We start from the raw sequence: 22,337 nt of genomic DNA, 5'->3' as shown, positions 1-22,337 counted from the left end.
CTTAGCGGCTTTTGTAGTCACCAATCAGTTCCCGCATTCGCAGCTTAATTTCGCTGAGCTGGTCTTGCTGGCGCTGGTACTGTTGCTTAATGGCCCGGGTGTCGTCGCTGTCGGGGATTAGCACCAGACAGCCCTCCATAATCTTGACGGTGAGTGTGCCGCCAATATCAAACCCGGCCTGTTTAAGCCACTGGCCTTTCAAGTGTATCGCAGGCGGGGCATTGGCCTTGTCATTTTGCGGCACGTATCCCACGGTATAATAACGTTCGGTTTTTGCCGCTTTATTTACGGCACGGTTTTGCCTAGAATGCGCCTTAGCCATCATTCAACTCCTTGATAGTTGGTTGTGGTTAGCGGCGTTGGTGAGGTGAGAACTCATCAACGCCGTGCTGTTTTTAGCGTTGTCTTACACTCTTCTTAACTGCTTTCTCTACGTTGACTTTAGTCACAAAACTGTCAATAACCATAATCAACGCTTTTTGTTCCTCATCAGGTAATGCATCCGCTTGTTGCCAAAGTTCATGTAAATCTGGGTTGCGGATCTTTACATCGTTACTGGTATCAATCCGCCCAACTAACTCATCAAGAGAAACCTGCAATACATCAGCCATTTTGATCAAGGTATCCAACTGTGGCGAGATGTGACCACGTTCCCAACGATTATAGACGCGAGGTAAAACGCCTATAAGCTCTGCAAGGCGTGTTTGTGTTAATCCTCTGGCTTCACGCAAAGTGCGCAGACGTTCAGAAAATGCGGGCATGTCGAGACCTGTCATCAGAAAGTTAATGTCGGTCATTATATGCCCTCCTCTCAAATTGCCTGTTGTAAGATCCATTATGTGCGATTATTATATATCGCATATATGTCTATTGACAAGGTTTTAAAAGGAACATTTTATGGCTCGCATCCCGGAAGCAGAGTTGCAACACCTGAAAACCGCCGTCTCCTTAGTTGCCGTCATTGAGCAGCAGGGACGGCAGTTGTTTAAGCGCGGCAAAGATATGACGGTGCTGTGCCCGTTCCATGAGGAGAAAACGCCCTCGATGGTCATCACGCCGTCGAAAAATCTCTATCACTGCTTTGGCTGCGATACAGGCGGTTCAGTGCTGGACTGGGTGATGCAAACGGAGAATTTAAGCCTGCGTCATGCCGTGGAACGCCTGCGCGCGGTGTTAGGCGTTAATCCCTCGGTAGAGCCGTTGGTGCAACCTGCGGAGCTGGTCAGTGATGCTATCGGGCAACAGGGGCTGTTATCGCGGGTGATCGGGTTTTATCACCATACGTTGCTGAATGCGCCGGAAGCGCAGGCCTATCTGGCGAAGCGGCGGCTCAATCACCCTGAATTAGTCGCCCAGTTTAAGCTGGGTTTTGCTAACCGAACACTGGCTTACCGTCTGCCCGGCAGTAAATACACCAAAGACGGGGCTGATGTCCGCCAACGCTTACAGGCCGCCGGCGTGATGCGAAAATCAGGGCATGAGCATTTTGTTGGTTCACTGGTTGTGCCGGTGATCAGTCCGGAGGGGCAGATACAGGAAGTGTACGGGCGTAAAATCACGGATCGTCTGCGACCGGGCACACCGTTGCATCTGTATCTGCCGGGGGCGCATGGTGGCGTCTGGAATGAAACCGCGCTGGGTACGTCCAAAACGCTTATCCTGTGTGAATCGCTGATTGATGCGATGTCGTTCTGGGTAACGGGGCAACGCAATGTGACTGCCGCCTATGGCGTAAATGGCGTCACAGCGGATCACTGGCGGGCGTTCGAACACTACGGCATTAAGCAGGTACTGATCGCGTTCGACAATGACAGTGCAGGCAATGAAGCGGCGGTCAAACTGGCGTCAGCACTGGTTGCCAAAGGGATCACACCGCTGCGCGTGGTGTTCCCGCCGGGCAGGGATGCGAATAGCTATCTGTGTCAGATGGCAGAACCCGAATCCGCCTTTGCCCTGCTGCTTGAGGGTGCTGTGCCGATGCAGGAGGTAGCGGGCATGGTAGCCCTTGAGCGCCAGACCCCTGAGCCAGAACCCGCTTCTTCTTTAGTGGCTGAACCCGCACCCCGCGTGACGCCGAATGTAGTGTGTGAATCCGGCGACAACGGCGAGCTGCTAATCTCGGTCGGCACATTACAATGGTGTCTGCGCGGCATGGGCACAGTCAAAGCCGGCGCTGCTGCGCTGAAACTCAATGCGCAGGTGCTGGACAGGCAAAGCGGTGTGTTGTTCGCGGATGGGGTTGATCTGATCAGTGCCCGTTCCCGCAACAGTTATGCGCGTCTGGCTGCGGCTGAGCTGGGCTTGACCGAAGGTGACCTTCGGCGGGCACTGAGTCAAGTGTTACTGGCGGTCGAGCAGTGGCAGCAGCAGCCAGAAAATCCCGCAATGGTGCAGCCTGAGATAAATGAGGCTGAACGGGAAGCAGCACTGGCCTTGCTGCAAGATCCGCATCTGACAGCACGAGTGACCGCTGACTTAGCCGCTTGTGGTGTGGTTGGTGAATCCACTAACTTACTGGCAGGCTTTTTGGCGGCCGTGAGTCGTAAACTGGCCAAACCCTTAGCCGTCCTGATCCAAAGCAGCAGTGCCGCAGGCAAGAGCAGCCTGATGGAAGCGGTGCTCAACCTGATCCCGGAAGAAGAGCGTATCCAGTACAGCGCCATGACCGGCCAGAGCCTGTTTTATCTGGGTGAAACCAATCTCCAGCATAAAATCCTCGCCATTGCGGAAGAAGAAGGGGTGCGGCAGGCGGCTTACGCCCTCAAGCTGTTGCAGTCAGACGGCGAGTTAACAATGGCGAGTACGGGCAAGGACGAAGCGACCGGGAATCTCGTGACCAAAAGCTACACGGTCAAAGGTCCGGTGATGCTGATGTTAACGACGACCGCCATTGATGTGGATGAAGAGCTGTTGAATCGCTGTCTGGTGCTGACGGTCAATGAATCCCGCGAACAGACCGAAGCCATCCATGCGTTGCAGCGCCAGAAGCAAACCCTCGAAGGCTTGCTGGCTGAGAACGAGCGGGAGTATCTCACTACGTTGCACCAGAACGCGCAGCGGCTGCTTAAGCCCTTGAATGTGGTCAATCCGTATGCCAGCCAGTTGACATTCCTGTCAGACAAAACCCGCACGCGCCGTGACCATATGAAATACCTGACGTTGATACAGAGCATTGCTCTGCTGCACCAGCACCAACGGGAGATCAAGAGCACTGAGCATCGTGGCAAGCGGCTTGAATATATCGAAGTGACCAAAGACGATATCAGATTAGCGAACCAGCTCGCCCATGAAATCCTCGGCCGGACGCTGGACGAGATGCCGCCACAGACACGCAAACTGTTGCTGCTGATCCAACAGATGGCGAACGAAATGGCATCGCGAGGTCAACAAACGCTGCGGGAAGTTCGCTTTACCCGGCGGGATATCCGCGCCTACACGAACTGGAGCGACAGCCAGCTTAAACTGCATTGCCAGCGGCTCAGCGACATGGAATATCTGCTTGTTCACGGTGGCAGTCGCGGGCACCTGCTGCAATACGAACTGCTGTGGGACGGTGACGGCGACAGCGCCTACTTAAGCGGCCTGATCGTGCCTGTATGATGTTGGCAAGTCTGGGTAGTGTTGACGCAAGTCTATGCCAAGTCTGCCCCAAGTCGGGGCTAAGTCTGGGTAAGTAAAAGAGTCCTAACGCCATAGCCAGACAGGATTAGATGCCCGCAAGTCTGACAAAACGAAAAATCACTGTTCCGGCAACCTAATAAAAAATCCCCGTCATACCGTACTGCCGGATCGCTTCCATCACAACAAGGACAATCCGCATGACCATCTCACACGACAACACCCTGATCACACTGCGCCAGCAACTGCTGGCATATCTGGATACACAGGCCGCACAGGGAAAAAGCCCGCGCACGCTGGAAAGCTACCGGGAACGACTGTTACCGTTCGTGGACTGGTGCGAACAGCGTACCGTGCAGTATCCGGCTCAGGTGACACTGGTATTACTGGAAAGCTGGCAGCGGTATCTGCGCAGTTACCGCAAGGCTGACGGTCAGCCTTACGGCAATAACGGTCAGCGTGAACGTCTGGGCACACTGCGGTTGTGGTTCCGCTACTTACTGCAACGCCATCACATCCTCTACAACCCGGCCGAGCAGTTGGTGTTGCCGAAAGAAGAGAAGCGGTTGCCTGTCCAGATACTAAGTGAACGCGAAACCACGCAGGTGCTGGACAGCCTTGACGACCAGAGTATTTTGGGGCTGCGCAACCGGGTGATGCTGGAAATCCTCTGGAGCAGCGGCATCCGGCGCATGGAGTTACGCCAGCTCCAGCGGGGGGACATCGACTTCGAACGCGGTGCGGTAGTCGTGAATCAGGGCAAAGGGAATAAAGACCGGGTTGTGCCTGTCGGTGAGCGGGCGCTGGGCTGGCTGAAACGCTATCAGGAACACGTCCGGCCTCAGTTGGCTGCACAGCACGACAGCGGCTACTTGTTTATCTCACAAAAGGGCAGGCCGCTGAGTCTGGGACACCTGACGCAGATCGCAGGCAAAGCCATCCGTCAACAAGCACAGTTAGACAAGCCGGGTGCCTGCCACCTGTTCCGGCATTCAATGGCAACCCAGATGCTGGATAACGGCGCCGATATCCGCCATATCCAGGCGATGCTGGGACACGAGAAACTCAACACGACCGAAATCTATACACGGGTGGCTATCGGTCACTTGAAGAAAGTGCATAAACAAACTCATCCGGCAGAGCGTGCCCCTCAGACATGGCCGGAAGCCGACAAGCATACCGAACCGCCGGCGAGCGGCTCAGACCGTGCCAGCGGAAAACCGGGTGCCGAGCCGACACTCAAGCGTACCGGACAGCCCGATAATCCCCATTGAGCTGGGCAGGGTTCGGAGAAGGGGCAGACCGTGACCGGACTGCCCGTCGGCCCCGGTGTCTGCGGGGGTACGTGGGCAATGGTCGGCCTGTCCCTCGGTGTCCCCGTTAAGAATGTACAGGCCGCCCAAAGCCCACTCAACATAATGTGAGGGAATTATACGCCACTCACCGGGCAGCCCCGCAGCCAGCCAGAAGTATCAGAGAGCGGTTCGCAGCGTATAATATACATTATGTCTGGCGCCCCCGCTGGTCGGCATCGCCGGGTGTGACGCACAAGGCTGCGCCTTCTGCTGTCAGCGTCTGAGCACCAGCTTGGCAAGCACCGCGCCGAACCGGAACACCGTGCCCCATCCGGCATCTAACCCGCTTCTTCTTTAGCTGCCTTGCCACCGTCCGGCAAACACCCCTGAAGGCAGGTCGGCCTGCGGCCTCCGCGGTTTTACCTCCCCCGCCCCGACCCCGCTGCACTGGCTGCGCGCGGCTCGCAGTCGCGGCGCTCCTCGCTCGTTGCCGTGCTCGCCATCGCCGCCCCGTGCAGCCCCCTGAGGGGGCTTCCCTTGAATAAAGCGCCGTCATGCAAAACCGTGCTCAATCAGAAACACCCGTGTTCCAGAGCGTCGCAATGCGCCGCTGGCAGGCTCTGTGCCGCCCGCACCCGCAGAACGTGCGTCCGCCGCCCAAGCAAGTTGGGCGACGTTCGCCCGTTGCCGAAAGTGAAACAGATCACAACCCCAGTCTGTTCGGCGGATCACGGCAGAAAATGGCCGCTATACTGCATCGCAGGTGCATCAAAGCGCATCGGCCAAAAAATCGCAAAAGTGCCTATCGGCGTTTTAAGTTAGCGGGGATGGGCGGAACGGGTAAAAACGGTTCTTTAACAAGCTGATAATCAAAGAGAAAATCGCTTTAAACAGTATGACCGCACCCGAACCCACCCTATGACCCCATCGGGCTGCTGGGCGGGGTGAATCCCTATGGCTATGTGCATAATCCCACTGGATGGGTAGACCCGTTCGGATTAGCGGGTAAAGACTGCGATAAATTGTTAAATCCAGATTGGACTAATCATGGATTTAAGCATTTCCCTCAGAAAAATATGTCTTGGAAAGATATTGTCAAATCAACGAAATCTGGGCCTGCTAAATATACGCCTGAGATTAATATTGAAGCATTAGAACGTTCTGTTTATAAAACAGGTCAACCAGTTACGAATGGTAAGCCTTGGAAAGTTCAAGATATGGGGGAAATTATCGGGGCTAGTGAAGGTAAACCAAGTCAATGGATAAGAGTTGAATATAGCGGTGGTACTATTCACGGACATCCAATTTCTCTGAACGAATTTAGGAAACTGACAAAATAATGAACATTGATTTTTCAAAAAAAAGCGGTGTGATCATTTTTAATGATTTTTTTATTAGAAATGATATTCCGCTTGAGAATCAACTTGATGAATTAAAAGAAGATATGTTGCAGGTAGAATTTCCTAATGGATATCTTTTAGACATAGGCTGGAGACCCTCATTCGAAATTGATGGACAGTTTAAATTGGCATTAATTAAAGACTTTAACTGGGAAAATCCCATTTATTTAGATTCAGCAAATGATTTATTTGGATTAGAAGCAAAAATTCAACTAGCAATGCTCAAATTATAACTGATGAAACCTAATAGCCGGAAAGATCCCCATGATCTTCCGGCCTTGTTTTTTTAAGAGCCGCTCATTCCCTGCCCTTAGCGGCTTTTGTAGTCACCAATCAGTTCCCGCATTCGCAGCTTAATTTCGCTGAGCTGGTCTTGCTGGCGCTGGTACTGTTGCTTAATGGCCCGGGTGTCGTCGCTGTCGGGGATTAGCACCAGACAGCCCTCCATAATCTTGACGGTGAGTGTGCCGCCAATATCAAACCCGGCCTGTTTAAGCCACTGGCCTTTCAAGTGTATCGCAGGCGGGGCATTGGCCTTGTCATTTTGCGGCACGTATCCCACGGTATAATAACGTTCGGTTTTTGCCGCTTTATTTACGGCACGGTTTTGCCTAGAATGCGCCTTAGCCATCATTCAACTCCTTGATAGTTGGTTGTGGTTAGCGGCGTTGGTGAGGTGAGAACTCATCAACGCCGTGCTGTTTTTAGCGTTGTCTTACACTCTTCTTAACTGCTTTCTCTACGTTGACTTTAGTCACAAAACTGTCAATAACCATAATCAACGCTTTTTGTTCCTCATCAGGTAATGCATCCGCTTGTTGCCAAAGTTCATGTAAATCTGGGTTGCGGATCTTTACATCGTTACTGGTATCAATCCGCCCAACTAACTCATCAAGAGAAACCTGCAATACATCAGCCATTTTGATCAAGGTATCCAACTGTGGCGAGATGTGACCACGTTCCCAACGATTATAGACGCGAGGTAAAACGCCTATAAGCTCTGCAAGGCGTGTTTGTGTTAATCCTCTGGCTTCACGCAAAGTGCGCAGACGTTCAGAAAATGCGGGCATGTCGAGACCTGTCATCAGAAAGTTAATGTCGGTCATTATATGCCCTCCTCTCAAATTGCCTGTTGTAAGATCCATTATGTGCGATTATTATATATCGCATATATGTCTATTGACAAGGTTTTAAAAGGAACATTTTATGGCTCGCATCCCGGAAGCAGAGTTGCAACACCTGAAAACCGCCGTCTCCTTAGTTGCCGTCATTGAGCAGCAGGGACGGCAGTTGTTTAAGCGCGGCAAAGATATGACGGTGCTGTGCCCGTTCCATGAGGAGAAAACGCCCTCGATGGTCATCACGCCGTCGAAAAATCTCTATCACTGCTTTGGCTGCGATACAGGCGGTTCAGTGCTGGACTGGGTGATGCAAACGGAGAATTTAAGCCTGCGTCATGCCGTGGAACGCCTGCGCGCGGTGTTAGGCGTTAATCCCTCGGTAGAGCCGTTGGTGCAACCTGCGGAGCTGGTCAGTGATGCTATCGGGCAACAGGGGCTGTTATCGCGGGTGATCGGGTTTTATCACCATACGTTGCTGAATGCGCCGGAAGCGCAGGCCTATCTGGCGAAGCGGCGGCTCAATCACCCTGAATTAGTCGCCCAGTTTAAGCTGGGTTTTGCTAACCGAACACTGGCTTACCGTCTGCCCGGCAGTAAATACACCAAAGACGGGGCTGATGTCCGCCAACGCTTACAGGCCGCCGGCGTGATGCGAAAATCAGGGCATGAGCATTTTGTTGGTTCACTGGTTGTGCCGGTGATCAGTCCGGAGGGGCAGATACAGGAAGTGTACGGGCGTAAAATCACGGATCGTCTGCGACCGGGCACACCGTTGCATCTGTATCTGCCGGGGGCGCATGGTGGCGTCTGGAATGAAACCGCGCTGGGTACGTCCAAAACGCTTATCCTGTGTGAATCGCTGATTGATGCGATGTCGTTCTGGGTAACGGGGCAACGCAATGTGACTGCCGCCTATGGCGTAAATGGCGTCACAGCGGATCACTGGCGGGCGTTCGAACACTACGGCATTAAGCAGGTACTGATCGCGTTCGACAATGACAGTGCAGGCAATGAAGCGGCGGTCAAACTGGCGTCAGCACTGGTTGCCAAAGGGATCACACCGCTGCGCGTGGTGTTCCCGCCGGGCAGGGATGCGAATAGCTATCTGTGTCAGATGGCAGAACCCGAATCCGCCTTTGCCCTGCTGCTTGAGGGTGCTGTGCCGATGCAGGAGGTAGCGGGCATGGTAGCCCTTGAGCGCCAGACCCCTGAGCCAGAACCCGCTTCTTCTTTAGTGGCTGAACCCGCACCCCGCGTGACGCCGAATGTAGTGTGTGAATCCGGCGACAACGGCGAGCTGCTAATCTCGGTCGGCACATTACAATGGTGTCTGCGCGGCATGGGCACAGTCAAAGCCGGCGCTGCTGCGCTGAAACTCAATGCGCAGGTGCTGGACAGGCAAAGCGGTGTGTTGTTCGCGGATGGGGTTGATCTGATCAGTGCCCGTTCCCGCAACAGTTATGCGCGTCTGGCTGCGGCTGAGCTGGGCTTGACCGAAGGTGACCTTCGGCGGGCACTGAGTCAAGTGTTACTGGCGGTCGAGCAGTGGCAGCAGCAGCCAGAAAATCCCGCAATGGTGCAGCCTGAGATAAATGAGGCTGAACGGGAAGCAGCACTGGCCTTGCTGCAAGATCCGCATCTGACAGCACGAGTGACCGCTGACTTAGCCGCTTGTGGTGTGGTTGGTGAATCCACTAACTTACTGGCAGGCTTTTTGGCGGCCGTGAGTCGTAAACTGGCCAAACCCTTAGCCGTCCTGATCCAAAGCAGCAGTGCCGCAGGCAAGAGCAGCCTGATGGAAGCGGTGCTCAACCTGATCCCGGAAGAAGAGCGTATCCAGTACAGCGCCATGACCGGCCAGAGCCTGTTTTATCTGGGTGAAACCAATCTCCAGCATAAAATCCTCGCCATTGCGGAAGAAGAAGGGGTGCGGCAGGCGGCTTACGCCCTCAAGCTGTTGCAGTCAGACGGCGAGTTAACAATGGCGAGTACGGGCAAGGACGAAGCGACCGGGAATCTCGTGACCAAAAGCTACACGGTCAAAGGTCCGGTGATGCTGATGTTAACGACGACCGCCATTGATGTGGATGAAGAGCTGTTGAATCGCTGTCTGGTGCTGACGGTCAATGAATCCCGCGAACAGACCGAAGCCATCCATGCGTTGCAGCGCCAGAAGCAAACCCTCGAAGGCTTGCTGGCTGAGAACGAGCGGGAGTATCTCACTACGTTGCACCAGAACGCGCAGCGGCTGCTTAAGCCCTTGAATGTGGTCAATCCGTATGCCAGCCAGTTGACATTCCTGTCAGACAAAACCCGCACGCGCCGTGACCATATGAAATACCTGACGTTGATACAGAGCATTGCTCTGCTGCACCAGCACCAACGGGAGATCAAGAGCACTGAGCATCGTGGCAAGCGGCTTGAATATATCGAAGTGACCAAAGACGATATCAGATTAGCGAACCAGCTCGCCCATGAAATCCTCGGCCGGACGCTGGACGAGATGCCGCCACAGACACGCAAACTGTTGCTGCTGATCCAACAGATGGCGAACGAAATGGCATCGCGAGGTCAACAAACGCTGCGGGAAGTTCGCTTTACCCGGCGGGATATCCGCGCCTACACGAACTGGAGCGACAGCCAGCTTAAACTGCATTGCCAGCGGCTCAGCGACATGGAATATCTGCTTGTTCACGGTGGCAGTCGCGGGCACCTGCTGCAATACGAACTGCTGTGGGACGGTGACGGCGACAGCGCCTACTTAAGCGGCCTGATCGTGCCTGTATGATGTTGGCAAGTCTGGGTAGTGTTGACGCAAGTCTATGCCAAGTCTGCCCCAAGTCGGGGCTAAGTCTGGGTAAGTAAAAGAGTCCTAACGCCATAGCCAGACAGGATTAGATGCCCGCAAGTCTGACAAAACGAAAAATCACTGTTCCGGCAACCTAATAAAAAATCCCCGTCATACCGTACTGCCGGATCGCTTCCATCACAACAAGGACAATCCGCATGACCATCTCACACGACAACACCCTGATCACACTGCGCCAGCAACTGCTGGCATATCTGGATACACAGGCCGCACAGGGAAAAAGCCCGCGCACGCTGGAAAGCTACCGGGAACGACTGTTACCGTTCGTGGACTGGTGCGAACAGCGTACCGTGCAGTATCCGGCTCAGGTGACACTGGTATTACTGGAAAGCTGGCAGCGGTATCTGCGCAGTTACCGCAAGGCTGACGGTCAGCCTTACGGCAATAACGGTCAGCGTGAACGTCTGGGCACACTGCGGTTGTGGTTCCGCTACTTACTGCAACGCCATCACATCCTCTACAACCCGGCCGAGCAGTTGGTGTTGCCGAAAGAAGAGAAGCGGTTGCCTGTCCAGATACTAAGTGAACGCGAAACCACGCAGGTGCTGGACAGCCTTGACGACCAGAGTATTTTGGGGCTGCGCAACCGGGTGATGCTGGAAATCCTCTGGAGCAGCGGCATCCGGCGCATGGAGTTACGCCAGCTCCAGCGGGGGGACATCGACTTCGAACGCGGTGCGGTAGTCGTGAATCAGGGCAAAGGGAATAAAGACCGGGTTGTGCCTGTCGGTGAGCGGGCGCTGGGCTGGCTGAAACGCTATCAGGAACACGTCCGGCCTCAGTTGGCTGCACAGCACGACAGCGGCTACTTGTTTATCTCACAAAAGGGCAGGCCGCTGAGTCTGGGACACCTGACGCAGATCGCAGGCAAAGCCATCCGTCAACAAGCACAGTTAGACAAGCCGGGTGCCTGCCACCTGTTCCGGCATTCAATGGCAACCCAGATGCTGGATAACGGCGCCGATATCCGCCATATCCAGGCGATGCTGGGACACGAGAAACTCAACACGACCGAAATCTATACACGGGTGGCTATCGGTCACTTGAAGAAAGTGCATAAACAAACTCATCCGGCAGAGCGTGCCCCTCAGACATGGCCGGAAGCCGACAAGCATACCGAACCGCCGGCGAGCGGCTCAGACCGTGCCAGCGGAAAACCGGGTGCCGAGCCGACACTCAAGCGTACCGGACAGCCCGATAATCCCCATTGAGCTGGGCAGGGTTCGGAGAAGGGGCAGACCGTGACCGGACTGCCCGTCGGCCCCGGTGTCTGCGGGGGTACGTGGGCAATGGTCGGCCTGTCCCTCGGTGTCCCCGTTAAGAATGTACAGGCCGCCCAAAGCCCACTCAACATAATGTGAGGGAATTATACGCCACTCACCGGGCAGCCCCGCAGCCAGCCAGAAGTATCAGAGAGCGGTTCGCAGCGTATAATATACATTATGTCTGGCGCCCCCGCTGGTCGGCATCGCCGGGTGTGACGCACAAGGCTGCGCCTTCTGCTGTCAGCGTCTGAGCACCAGCTTGGCAAGCACCGCGCCGAACCGGAACACCGTGCCCCATCCGGCATCTAACCCGCTTCTTCTTTAGCTGCCTTGCCACCGTCCGGCAAACACCCCTGAAGGCAGGTCGGCCTGCGGCCTCCGCGGTTTTACCTCCCCCGCCCCGACCCCGCTGCACTGGCTGCGCGCGGCTCGCAGTCGCGGCGCTCCTCGCTCGTTGCCGTGCTCGCCATCGCCGCCCCGTGCAGCCCCCTGAGGGGGCTTCCCTTGAATAAAGCGCCGTCATGCAAAACCGTGCTCAATCAGAAACACCCGTGTTCCAGAGCGTCGCAATGCGCCGCTGGCAGGCTCTGTGCCGCCCGCACCCGCAGAACGTGCGTCCGCCGCCCAAGCAAGTTGGGCGACGTTCGCCCGTTGCCGAAAGTGAAACAGATCACAACCCCAGTCTGTTCGGCGGATCACGGCAGAAAATGGCCGCTATACTGCATCGCAGGTGCATCAAAGCGCATCGGCCAAAAAATCGCAAAAGTGCCTATCGGCGTTTTAAGTTAGCGGGGATGGGCGGAACGGGTAAAAACGGTTCTTTAACAAGCTGATAATCAAAGAGAAAATCGCTTTAAACAGTATGACCGCACCCGAACCCACCCTATGATCCCATCGGGTTGATGGGGGGATTTAATCCTTATTCGTATGTGCATAATCCGACAGGATGGGTAGATCCGTTTGGGTTAGCTGGAAAAGATTGCGGTAATGCGTTAGAGCAAGAAAGCAAATTAGCGAAGAAAGACCGTGCAAGAAGACATACTTCAAGTTCAGCGGAATATCCCAAACATACTCGTGCGAGAACTCAAGAAGAGGCAATGGGACTTTCTAGCAAAGGAGGCGCGGCTCAATATTGGGATGAGGGTATCGGTCGTGGGAAAACAACAAGTGATCAGGTAACTAAATTTAGAAACAAAATAGAAAAAGAAGCTTTGCAAAAAGGTACACATTCTCCTCAATCAGGAGGTTCCGATTATTATATTTATGATTCTGGAAGAAATATTGGGTATAACAATGGTAAACCCACTCAATATATGCGAGTTGAAGTAACAAAAAGCACAAATGAATTTCATGGGCATCCTATTTCTGCTCAGGATTATTATGGTTATTTGAAAAAGGTTAAATGATGATTAATATTTTCCAGAAATACAAACCGTTAGAATGCTTTCATATTCCGGCAGGTTGGCTTACTATGAAAAACAACATGTATGATGTATCTCCAAGTGTTTTAGATGATATATCTTGTGAGGAGGAACGTTTTTTAGTAGAAGACGCTTTTTTTCGTAATGATATATTTATTGCTAGGACTGACTATCCATTATCTACGACTAATGAAATTAGAGGGGTAGTATCTATACATGGAAGGTTATTTAATTCCAGTGATTATGATGGTAATTATTCTTGTTTTTATGATGTTGAGATTTCTATCTTTATTGGAAAGAAAAAGCATGAGAATATATATTATGAGGAGAAAGTGGCAAGCAATAGATTTGATGCTGCGAGAATAACATCAAAATATATGTTTATTTTTTCTAATTATATATCTCCAGCATTTGCACTTGGTAAGTTAAATAAAAATAGTGATTTTGGAGAGTTTATATCTATGGCTTGTTCTGATAAAGGCCAGATATAAGATATCGTCTTAAAGTGGTGATCAATAATCCATGAAATCAGTCGGAAAGATCATCCATGATCTTCCGGCTTTATTCTTTTAAGAGCCGCCCAGTCCCAGCCCTTAGCGGCTTGTGTAGTCGCCAAGCAGTTCCCGCATTTTGAGCTTGATCTCACTAAGCTGGTCTTGCTGGCGCTGGTACTGTTGTTTAATGGTTCGGGTGTCATCGCTGTCAGGAATGAGCACTAAACAACCCGCCATAATCTTGACGGTGAGTGTGCCACCAATATCGAATCCGGTCATGTCTCCAATGATTAGATGTTGTGATAAAATCCCCACTTTTTATTATGGGTGAGAGATGGCTAAAGTTGATGTGGTTTGTCGTTACTGTCACAAAACAGAAGAGGTGAAAGGACATAGAAAAGGGCGCACTGGACATCCCCGCTATCACTGTTACGCCTGCCGTAAAACTTTTCAACTAACCTATACCTATCAAGCCTGTAATCCTGGCATAAAAGAGCGGATTATTGATATGGCGATGAATAACGCCGGTATTAGGGCCGCTTGCATCCTGAAGGTCGGCATTAACACGGTCATTTGTCGGTAACAAGAAAAACCAACGCTGGCTCTGGTATGCTTGGGAGCCATCGATGAAGCGGATTGTGGCACATGTATTTGGTGATCGCAGCAGGAAAACGCTGAAAAAATTGTTGGCCCTTCTGTCTCCTTTCGATATCCAGTTCTATTGTACGGATAATTATGCCGTTTATGATTGCCTTCCTGAGGAAAAACATCTCACAGGAAAGGCCTTGACCCAACGTATCGAAAGAACCAACCTGACTCTTCGTATCCGTATAAAAAGGTTAAATCGAAAAACAATAGGCTATTCTAAATCCGAAATGATGCACGATAAGGTAATAGGTACATTCATTGAACGTGAATACTACTTTCTCTAAACAATCTAACCATTGGGTTCATGACCCAGAAAGCGGGACAATATGAGGCCGACGCATTTTCATGCGTTCTTGTGGGATTTCCCAAATTGCTTTATCGAAATCAATTTCTGCCCAAGTAGAGGCTCGCTGTTCTATTGTTCTTAATCCGGTAAGTAAAAGTAATTTGGTCGCGATTTGAGTAATCTTACTTCCGCTATAGAGGGAAAGTGCCTGTAGGAACCCGGGTAATTCATCAACATTCAAATGCGGGAAATGTTTGGCTTTCGGTGTTACTAATGCTCCAGCCAGTTCAGCAGCAGGATTATATTCTGCTCTTCCTGTGACAATTGCGTATCTGAAAACTTGGTTACATGCCTGCCTGATTTTTTTCAACTTATCAAGAACGCCGCGCTGTTCCATTTTGCGCAAAACGGTGAGCATGTCTAAAGGTTTGATATCGGTGATAGCTTGCTTGCCAATATAAGGGAAAATATCTTTTGTGAAGCCTTCTAAAAGGTCTTCTGCGTAACCCTTTGACCAGTTGGGAGCCTTGTAAGCGTGCCACTCAAGGGCGATTTTGTCGAAGCTGTTATTTACGATGAGAGCCTTTTCTCTTTTTTCCTGCTTTTTAACTTGCCCCGGATCATCGCCATTTGCCAATATCTTTTTGGCGTCTTCCCTTTTGTTTCTGGCCTCTGCCAACGTTACGGTGGGATAAGTACCAAATGCCAATCGCTTCTCTTTACCTGCAAAGCGATATTTTAACCGCCAACATTTGGAACCATTCGGAAAAATTTCTAAGTACATGCCCCCACCATCGGAGAGTTTGTACGATTTATCTTTGGGCTTTGCGGTGTCTATCTGTCTGTCTGTCAACTTCATTTGGGGGCATCCATTTTGATTGAACCTAACAATGCCCCCTATTATGCCCCCAGAGATCTGTGGATTTCAACATACCTTACTAGACTATAGGAGAACGGAAAAAGGCCCTACAGGATTCGATAAAATTAATTAATTTATTGTTTTTAAATAATTTTATTTGGTTCAATTTCCTATAATACCCCCTGTAATACCCCCATATTATTTTACCTCTGTTTGTCGAATTACTGTTCGGTTACTACTGTTGATAACAAGCCATGTATTGCATAAATATCATTAATACAATTAGTGTTGCTAAAAATGCAATAATAACTTCAATTTGATCGATGGCACCTCATTGTAAATGAAAGATGACAAATTTAAAGCCATCGAGATAACGGAGAATATTCAGTTAGATATTTATCTAAATACTCAGCATTAAGAATATCAGCGTCAAATAATGGTTTACTTATTTCATTTAAAATTTGAAGATCCTCGTAGCAACCTGTATTCTCAAAAAGAAACATCAGTACTTTATCAAAAAACTCAATTTCTCCTGAATTTTTAGCATCCAAGATCAAATGTACAATCTTAGTTTTAATTTTTTTGTTTTCGAAATATTCATCATGTTCAGATGAATGTTCTCTTGCATAAAAATCATCTAATTCTTTAGATAAAGAATCAAGTATTAAGTGAAAGTTGTCACTAATTTTATTATTTCCATATTTCATAGCTAATTTTATTATCATTAAAATACAATAACTCACGTAAACTTGTATTTGGAACACACATCAAATTCATTATTTGTAAATTAAATATATTATTTTAAATAATTCTCAATGAGTTGATAAATAAATGACATTGCAAGAAATGTATATCCAAATATAAATTTCCAGTTCCGTTTAAATACATACCAAGAATTCCAAATACTTCTAAATCTCTCAACGTTATTTAATTTTTTAAATAAAATGCTTCTTTCATCATCAGATATATATGAATTTATTATTTCTCTTCTTATGTTCTTTTTAGTTTTTGTGAAGTTAGAATTAGAGTCAATCAAAAAAAGTTTATTAAAAAAGAATATCATGCTAAGTGTAAAAGCGATTATTTGAGCTACTTTATTAGGAATACCCCAGCATCCTATACCTATTAATAATGCCCACTCTGCAATTGATGCATCTTGTAGATCATCCCACCATTTATTAATATCTCTAGCATGCTTTTTTATATCTCTTTTTATTTCTGAAAAATGTGGGGATCTTTGACAACGTTTCAAAATGCATTCCTTTATATTGATAAAATCAACCTAATAAAAATATATAGCCATGAACATAAATTTAATAATTACAGATATTATTTTAGTTTCATGGCTTATTTCATTGAAATCAGTCTATTCAACAGAAACTTTGCGAACCTTACGCTCAATAAGCTGACCGTAACTATCAAAATAACGGCTAGGCCAAATTTCAGAGGGATGTATACCAAGATAATCCGCAATTATCCATTCGCCTTTAGGCCACGGCCTACTGAATGCATTTGCCAGTGTCGATGAACTGAGTCCCGCTTCACGAGAAACAGCCGCTAAAGTTGTACCACGTTTACGTAATGCAGCAATAATATCGGCCTGATGCCAGTCATTTTGAACATTGTTGTTATTCATTCCTGCTACCCCTTCCATTAATAATATTGATGGTGGTGGTGATTCAAGGCAGGGTTCGCGGACTGGAATCAAGAAACCAGCAAGGCCGAAGCCTTCCCCACCTGAACCACCATTGAAAGGGTGATAACAGGCGCACTGGTAGAAACATCCTACCAGTGTTCTTGATTTCAAGGCCGCGACGCCTCGACCATTAGATTTTGCTAATGGCGGGAATACTTTAACTGATTGTTTTATCGGACTCAATAACTGAACCACTAAGTTTAACAACTATAAACCCGCTCAACATACCGCCCACGACCATCACCGTGTCCCAAATCCATTGAAACCAGTGTTCTTGCTTCCTGACGGCTAAAACCACTCTGTTGATAAAAACTCAGCGCATCCTGCGCCCACGCATAACGCAGACTATGAGGAGAATGGCGGCCTGTTAAACCAATCCTTGTGGTATGTGTCCGCCAGTAATTCATGGCCTGCTTGAGATCGGGTTTATCAATCAACCTGCCACCTCGTTGTTCTGCAATAGCAATGGCCTGCTCGACAGCCTCTTTTACCGCTGTAACATCCAATACACGGGTTTGTCTTGGTCGGCCGCCTTTTGTACCGAAGACAATATGCAGTTTCGGCTCTGATTGATCCAACTGTTTACTCCAGCTTTTCAATGAAGCACTGCATTGCACTGCTTCCTGAGAGCGTAATCCCAGTAAGCGGGCGAGTTTCAGTGTGGCGGCAAATCCGGCATCGCGTTCAAGTGCTTTCTGATAAACCATCTGAAACGTGGCATCAGGGATCGCTTGTTTTGTTCCAGCACGGCTGGTTCCGCTTAATCCCAATGCTTGATTACTTAAACGGGGCGAAGTTTCCAATTTTTCCCGGCCAGCCATGCGGAAGATATTACGCAGTGCGGACATTTCATTTTGCATCGTTCGTTTGGCAATCCTCTGAGATAAGCGCGCATCAACATACTGTTCTACATGTTTGGCTTTCAAATGGCTGAGACTTTTCACCTGAATATTCAGGCTCAATAACAGCGCACCCAAACGCCCGGCGATCCGAATACGGTCGTGACAGGTCTTATGACTGCCTCCACCTTTCCGGGCAAAAAATTTTAATTCCTTAATCAATCGGCTCATTAGCTTCCCCTTACTGATATCTGACAACCTACGATCTCTGGCGCGCGATCGTTCTGGCAAAACAGAAGATACCTGCTTTGCCCTTGATCGATATCTGTGCGCCAGAGTGAACGCAGGTTGAGGTATTGCGGGGTATCGGTTGAGTACGCGGTACTGCCGCCTGTATAAACAGGTCATCCCCACCGGCAAAAAAGCCAGCCTCGATATCGTCAAGTTCTCCTTTTTCAATCTAAAAATGCAGTGTCAGATTCACTGTGTGGTGAAGCAGGCCTACGCCTGTAAGAGTTGTAGTGTTCTTTGGCGGCGGCGTCACTTTCAGCGGTAACCCGCAAAAAGTGACGCCTTGAGTTTTGCAAACGGTCAGTAAGAGCCGTGCAACGTTGGAATGCCAGCAGGCGCAGCAAAATGCCGCAAGATCCAGTGTTAAACGATAGCAATGAGTTAATTGTTTAGGTGTAGACAAATTGTCTGTTGAATATTTAAAACAGGAATAGATAAACGTATGAAACGGATGCGCGAAAGATATCCTTTATCTCATTGAAAATAAAGGAAAATATAATTTATGTTGATTTGAAAATTCAGTGCATAACCCAACGTTCAGTACACTTTGACGACAAGATAAAAACACCTTTTAGGCGTATTTTTAGTTTAAGAAACTTTCATCGCCAGACGAGGGTTTAGGTGTCCGGCGATATCTGCTTCCAAAAGTGGGCAGATGTACCGCAATATTTGCTCTCCCTTTCAGGCTCCGAGAGTTTTTATAGTCGCCCGAAAGCGCTCCCTCTCAGACTATTGGAAGCATTGATGGCTGCTTAACAGCATTTAATCACATCAAGAATAAATGATTATTGAATAAGCATCAATGGTAATATAATGCATTAAATCCGCAACTGACATCTCAAACTTTCAACAGCTAACTTTATAGCGTCTTCCTGTGGCTTTTGTGAACCCCATTCTTTCCAAAAATTTCTGGTTGCACTGTCTGGTTTAACTTTCGGAGGGTCAAGCTTAATGCGAGTAGGTAATAGTACAGCATCTCCTAAAATAAGTGCCTCGCCCGTATCCAGTAAAGGTAAGATGCTAGTAAGCCCAGACAAAGAATCTGGCATAAGTCGCTTGATTACTGTTTGATCTGTATCGTTTGTCAGACGGAGTGCCAAGAAATTGTTACATTGGCTAAGAATAGTTCGGCTTATATCAGAAGGCCGTTGACTCACGACAAGCAGTGAAAAACCGTATTTACGCCCTTCCTTAGCTATACGTTCAAATGCTCCCAATGCTTGCCGTTGTACTGAATCAGCATCATCACGTATTGGTAAATAAAGGTGCGCCTCATCACATAATAATGTAATCGGTGTCCGTGATTTTGGGTTTACCCAAAATTGAACATCATAGAGCAATCGTGCTAAAGTTCCCGTGACAACTGGTAATACATCTGACGGCACTTCTGAAAAATCAATAATCTTAATTCCTGAACTACCTGCTGAAGTTAACAATCTTATGGCTTGATTAGCTAACCAGTTATATTCCATGGCAGCTAAAGGGGGTGAAAACATAAACCCATATCGGCGATCATCAAGTTTGGCCTCCAAACGTGATAAAAATCTAGTGAGTTTTCCTTCCCAATCACCTTTTACAGGCGAACCTTTTTCATTAACACCTTTAGTTATATTATCCAGCGTTAAAAGCTCAATAAGTTTCTTTATGTCATAAGGAATAGGAGAATCTACTGTAAATGTTTTCTTTACCTCCTCTCGATTCTCAATATTGAGAGTTTCTCCTTTAAGTGATCGGACATGTGATGTAAAGCGAGAAGCTTGATTTGGTGCATTTTGATCCGAGCGGTCAAGAATCATTGATAGCATTTCATCACGATTTAAAAGCCAGTAAGGCAAAAATAACACGTCATCACCAGAGTTCTCTAAATCACCAGGCCCTGCAATACGAAACCGCTGAGCAAAACCCTCCCCTGATTTATCAGTGAGAGGTGCATATTCACCATGCATATCAAATACAATGATATTTGGGTAGTTCAATTTAGCTGCCCGTTCCAATATAAGGGCAACGGCCCAGCTTTTACCTGAGCCAGTGCTACCCAAAATGGCGGCATGTCTTTGAAAAAACTTATCACCACTGGCTATAGCATCAACCGCTTTGTCTACAACAAATTTACCTAGTTTTAACCTTTCATTTTCAGAGAAGCCTGCGCCTAAAATTCCCATAAAACGCTGTAAGTTATCTCCTTCAATGACAAAACATTCTCTCTCAATTTGTGGAAAACTATCTGCTCCTCGTTTAAAAGTATTTATTTTTTCCCCTTCAACGGTGCGATATGTACCAATTAATATTGCTTGTATCAAATCATCAGGAACAGTTTCTAAAAAACCTTCATTACCATCCATATCATCGAAACTTGGTAGCTCTTCACGCATACTACGAGTTACACGCTCAACCATGGCAACAAGATATTCTCTTTCAGTCGCTCCGCGTATCGCAAGCAATTGACCAATTCTGATACGAGTAAGAGTAGTGGTGTCTGTTACATCAATAGCTACACGACTAGTATCAACGGAAACAATCTCACCAATCTTATCATTATTAACAAATTGGAGCGCTATTTTTGACATGGTTCAAACACCTCTTTAATAAAAATATTAAGATCCCAAAGAGCAAGGTCTGGTATAAAAATTTTTTCTTTTTGAACGAAAACGAATGAACCAACCTTACTTTCAATTTCAGCATGCTGGATTGCAATCACATTTTCTTGCTCACAAGCAAGAGTATGCGCTTTCGGTGAAAGGGTATATGTAAGAAGAAGAGTTGGCACTCCCCGCTTGATTTGAGGTATTAAATGTGTTTCAAGATGATCATCATTAAACCCATATCCAATTATTAAAAAGCTCCTCGCATCATCAATTGCACTATTTGCTCGCTCACGATGTTTATCAAACGGACTTTCATATCCATTACGAAATTTGTTCAAGCCTGGAGTGATTATCAATCTTGGTAGGTCAAGATCTCCAGAATAACGAACAGGCTTACCATCGCGGTAATACCAATCAAGGCTGCCATGTGGTTTAAATATATTTGCCCTTTCTCTGAATACATACTTAACTCTTCCACCTTTAGCAGTATGAACATCACGACAAAAGCTTAATTTACTTTCGCGTTCATTTAAGCTACCAGAAAAATTACCTAAAAAAAGTGTGTCAACTCCCCAGCCAGCTTCTTCGACGGCAATTTCAATTAATCGATCGTAGTTGGTTGTCACAATAGGAAGGCCATTACTTGGCTTCACAAGATGCTTCAATAGACGCGTAAAACTAAGGGTACGATTCTCAGAAAAAACTTCAGCTATCACATTTTTTTCATCAGACAAAATTAATTCTGTTGTTTTTGCAACAATAGCTTCTTCAAGGCTGGAAGATGGTGGTTTAGATAATAGTGCTTCTTCCAGCCCATGCTTTCTGATCAATGGTGATAACTGAGACCAACAAGCCTTGTCATCATCAGAAAGAGCACTCTCAATAGTATTTTGAAGGTGCTCAGCTAAAGCACTCATACCAGAGATCCCTTCTGCACATGACAAACCAGAACCAACTATAATGACCAATCTATCAGAGAAATGATTCTGAAGCTCCAATTTCAACTCATGAAGATCCAAGTATCCTCCTAGTTCATCATTTAAAAGAATTAATTATCAATCAGTTGAAAAATCAATATAAAAACAGACAAAAAATATAATAACTGACAAGGAGCAATACTCTATTTTCTTGTCTTTCCTAACTTCATTTACACCCATCAAAAATTTTATCTAATAAACAAGTTACTTTTTAATGCAACTATAAATATTCATAATGAAAAAGCAAGTATCCAAGAGAAAACAATGAGTAAAAGACACACTGAAAGAGATTAATAAACTGACGCGCTGCGCTTGTCTTCTCCGAGTTACCGGGCTAATAAATTAACCCGGTAACTCGGAGAGCTGAAAAATACCTGCCAGAGAAAATTTTTTTGCTTACCCCATCCCATTAAAGAATTAGGAGTAAAACTGTTCACCTATTCACCTTTAAATATTTTTATTTAAATTCATATTATTAGGTGGTGATAACTTGAAATCAGACTCATCACCACTCTTCACTAACCGTTCACCTTCAAATCAGGATAAGGTGAATAGTAATGAATACTTGTGAACAGTTTAAAAACAACTATTCACCCTATAATATGTTGATATATATGGTTTAAATTATAGAGTGAATAGTAGTGAATACTTTTTTATATTTCTTTGAAAAATG

Annotated in this window: 22 protein-coding genes and 3 pseudogenes; 9 read left to right on the top strand and 16 right to left on the bottom strand. The window is 47.8% G+C overall.

Annotation, left to right across the window (positions count from 1 at the left end; all coding sequences use genetic code 11):
- Position 1 precedes the first annotated feature (1 nt).
- Together Xvie_RS01475 and Xvie_RS01470 are read right to left on the bottom strand one after the other, a co-directional pair.
- Complete coding sequence (locus Xvie_RS01475; protein ID WP_086107621.1) at positions 2-322, bottom strand: SymE family type I addiction module toxin; 321 nt, start codon at positions 320-322, stop codon at positions 2-4.
- 73 nt (positions 323-395) lie between these two features.
- Entirely contained in the window at positions 396-797 is a 402-nt protein-coding gene (locus Xvie_RS01470; protein WP_086107620.1) for a helix-turn-helix domain-containing protein, read from the bottom strand.
- 100 nt (positions 798-897) lie between these two features.
- Between Xvie_RS01470 and Xvie_RS01465 the strand changes: the two genes are divergently transcribed.
- Both Xvie_RS01465 and xerC (Xvie_RS01460) read left to right on the top strand, forming a co-directional pair.
- Complete coding sequence (locus Xvie_RS01465; protein WP_086107619.1) at positions 898-3,600, top strand: CHC2 zinc finger domain-containing protein; 2,703 nt, start codon at positions 898-900, stop codon at positions 3,598-3,600.
- Between the two features lie 218 nt (positions 3,601-3,818).
- Positions 3,819-4,892: a site-specific tyrosine recombinase XerC gene (xerC, locus tag Xvie_RS01460; RefSeq protein ID WP_086107618.1), complete on the top strand. Its 1,074-nt coding sequence runs from the start codon at positions 3,819-3,821 to the stop codon at positions 4,890-4,892.
- 229 nt (positions 4,893-5,121) lie between these two features.
- Here the strand turns inward: xerC (Xvie_RS01460) and Xvie_RS21290 are convergent, their stop codons facing one another.
- The gene (locus Xvie_RS21290) at positions 5,122-5,283 is read right to left on the bottom strand and encodes a hypothetical protein (RefSeq protein ID WP_167376212.1); all 162 of its coding nucleotides are present in this window, start codon (positions 5,281-5,283) and stop codon (positions 5,122-5,124) included.
- Between the two features lie 182 nt (positions 5,284-5,465).
- The gene (locus Xvie_RS21285) at positions 5,466-5,645 is read right to left on the bottom strand and encodes a hypothetical protein (RefSeq protein WP_167376211.1); all 180 of its coding nucleotides are present in this window, start codon (positions 5,643-5,645) and stop codon (positions 5,466-5,468) included.
- Positions 5,646-5,857: 212 nt separating this feature from the next.
- Here Xvie_RS21285 and Xvie_RS01445 point away from each other — a divergent pair, with 212 nt between their 5' ends.
- Positions 5,858-6,253 carry a hypothetical protein gene (locus Xvie_RS01445; protein ID WP_086107623.1) on the top strand — a complete coding sequence of 132 codons (396 nt, stop codon included), beginning with the start codon at positions 5,858-5,860 and terminating at the stop codon, positions 6,251-6,253.
- Positions 6,253-6,546, top strand: coding sequence for a hypothetical protein (locus tag Xvie_RS01440; protein ID WP_086107622.1), 294 nt, complete (start codon positions 6,253-6,255; stop codon positions 6,544-6,546). The genes Xvie_RS01445 and Xvie_RS01440 overlap by 1 nt, the downstream gene beginning before the upstream one ends.
- Before the next feature lie 77 nt (positions 6,547-6,623).
- Here Xvie_RS01440 and Xvie_RS01435 read toward each other — a convergent pair whose 3' ends face one another.
- Both Xvie_RS01435 and Xvie_RS01430 read right to left on the bottom strand, forming a co-directional pair.
- Complete coding sequence (locus Xvie_RS01435; RefSeq protein WP_086107621.1) at positions 6,624-6,944, bottom strand: SymE family type I addiction module toxin; 321 nt, start codon at positions 6,942-6,944, stop codon at positions 6,624-6,626.
- Between the two features lie 73 nt (positions 6,945-7,017).
- Positions 7,018-7,419: a helix-turn-helix domain-containing protein gene (locus Xvie_RS01430; protein WP_086107620.1), complete on the bottom strand. Its 402-nt coding sequence runs from the start codon at positions 7,417-7,419 to the stop codon at positions 7,018-7,020.
- A 100-nt stretch (positions 7,420-7,519) separates the two neighbouring features.
- Between Xvie_RS01430 and Xvie_RS01425 the strand changes: the two genes are divergently transcribed.
- Both Xvie_RS01425 and xerC (Xvie_RS01420) read left to right on the top strand, forming a co-directional pair.
- On the top strand, positions 7,520-10,222 hold the full coding sequence (locus Xvie_RS01425; RefSeq protein ID WP_086107619.1) for a CHC2 zinc finger domain-containing protein: 2,703 nt from the start codon (positions 7,520-7,522) through the stop codon (positions 10,220-10,222).
- Between the two features lie 218 nt (positions 10,223-10,440).
- A complete protein-coding gene (xerC, locus tag Xvie_RS01420) occupies positions 10,441-11,514 on the top strand; it encodes a site-specific tyrosine recombinase XerC (RefSeq protein WP_086107618.1) in 1,074 nt (357 codons plus the stop codon).
- A 229-nt stretch (positions 11,515-11,743) separates the two neighbouring features.
- Here the strand turns inward: xerC (Xvie_RS01420) and Xvie_RS21280 are convergent, their stop codons facing one another.
- Together Xvie_RS21280 and Xvie_RS21275 are read right to left on the bottom strand one after the other, a co-directional pair.
- Positions 11,744-11,905, bottom strand: coding sequence for a hypothetical protein (locus tag Xvie_RS21280; RefSeq protein ID WP_167376212.1), 162 nt, complete (start codon positions 11,903-11,905; stop codon positions 11,744-11,746).
- Between the two features lie 182 nt (positions 11,906-12,087).
- Complete coding sequence (locus Xvie_RS21275) at positions 12,088-12,267, bottom strand: hypothetical protein (protein WP_167376211.1); 180 nt, start codon at positions 12,265-12,267, stop codon at positions 12,088-12,090.
- A 188-nt stretch (positions 12,268-12,455) separates the two neighbouring features.
- On the opposite strand from Xvie_RS21275, the pseudogene Xvie_RS25055 reads away from it, so the two are divergent.
- Both Xvie_RS25055 and Xvie_RS01400 read left to right on the top strand, forming a co-directional pair.
- Positions 12,456-12,542 (top strand): annotated as a pseudogene (locus Xvie_RS25055) (RHS repeat-associated core domain-containing protein); the annotation flags it as partial.
- Positions 12,543-13,039: 497 nt separating this feature from the next.
- Positions 13,040-13,480: a hypothetical protein gene (locus tag Xvie_RS01400; RefSeq protein WP_139838787.1), complete on the top strand. Its 441-nt coding sequence runs from the start codon at positions 13,040-13,042 to the stop codon at positions 13,478-13,480.
- 102 nt (positions 13,481-13,582) lie between these two features.
- Here Xvie_RS01400 and Xvie_RS01395 read toward each other — a convergent pair whose 3' ends face one another.
- Positions 13,583-13,762: a type I toxin-antitoxin system SymE family toxin gene (locus tag Xvie_RS01395; RefSeq protein WP_139838786.1), complete on the bottom strand. Its 180-nt coding sequence runs from the start codon at positions 13,760-13,762 to the stop codon at positions 13,583-13,585.
- 55 nt (positions 13,763-13,817) lie between these two features.
- On the opposite strand from Xvie_RS01395, the pseudogene Xvie_RS01390 reads away from it, so the two are divergent.
- Positions 13,818-14,415, top strand: a pseudogene (locus Xvie_RS01390) (IS1 family transposase).
- A gap of 27 nt (positions 14,416-14,442) precedes the next feature.
- Here the strand turns inward: Xvie_RS01390 and Xvie_RS01385 are convergent.
- The 7 genes and pseudogenes from Xvie_RS01385 to Xvie_RS01355 form a co-directional block, all read right to left on the bottom strand.
- Positions 14,443-15,276 (bottom strand): annotated as a pseudogene (locus tag Xvie_RS01385) (tyrosine-type recombinase/integrase); the annotation flags it as partial.
- Between the two features lie 356 nt (positions 15,277-15,632).
- On the bottom strand, positions 15,633-16,040 hold the full coding sequence (locus Xvie_RS01380; RefSeq protein WP_244175403.1) for a hypothetical protein: 408 nt from the start codon (positions 16,038-16,040) through the stop codon (positions 15,633-15,635).
- Positions 16,041-16,072: 32 nt separating this feature from the next.
- The gene (locus Xvie_RS01375) at positions 16,073-16,528 is read right to left on the bottom strand and encodes a hypothetical protein (RefSeq protein WP_244175401.1); all 456 of its coding nucleotides are present in this window, start codon (positions 16,526-16,528) and stop codon (positions 16,073-16,075) included.
- 114 nt (positions 16,529-16,642) lie between these two features.
- Positions 16,643-16,912, bottom strand: a complete 270-nt coding sequence (locus Xvie_RS01370; RefSeq protein ID WP_047686359.1) for a helix-turn-helix domain-containing protein — start codon at positions 16,910-16,912, stop codon at positions 16,643-16,645.
- A gap of 260 nt (positions 16,913-17,172) precedes the next feature.
- Positions 17,173-18,042 carry an integrase domain-containing protein gene (locus Xvie_RS01365; RefSeq protein WP_086107613.1) on the bottom strand — a complete coding sequence of 290 codons (870 nt, stop codon included), beginning with the start codon at positions 18,040-18,042 and terminating at the stop codon, positions 17,173-17,175.
- Between the two features lie 878 nt (positions 18,043-18,920).
- Positions 18,921-20,669: an ATP-binding protein gene (locus Xvie_RS01360; RefSeq protein WP_086107612.1), complete on the bottom strand. Its 1,749-nt coding sequence runs from the start codon at positions 20,667-20,669 to the stop codon at positions 18,921-18,923.
- Complete coding sequence (locus tag Xvie_RS01355; protein ID WP_086107611.1) at positions 20,657-21,706, bottom strand: SIR2 family protein; 1,050 nt, start codon at positions 21,704-21,706, stop codon at positions 20,657-20,659. The genes Xvie_RS01360 and Xvie_RS01355 overlap by 13 nt, the downstream gene beginning before the upstream one ends.
- Positions 21,707-22,337 lie beyond the last annotated feature (631 nt).

The sequence above is a fragment of the Xenorhabdus vietnamensis genome, assembly GCF_002127535.1.
GTDB classification, from domain to species: domain Bacteria; phylum Pseudomonadota; class Gammaproteobacteria; order Enterobacterales; family Enterobacteriaceae; genus Xenorhabdus; species Xenorhabdus vietnamensis.
Note: the sequence above shows the minus strand (reverse complement) of the source record. Positions and strands in the feature narration are given on the sequence as shown.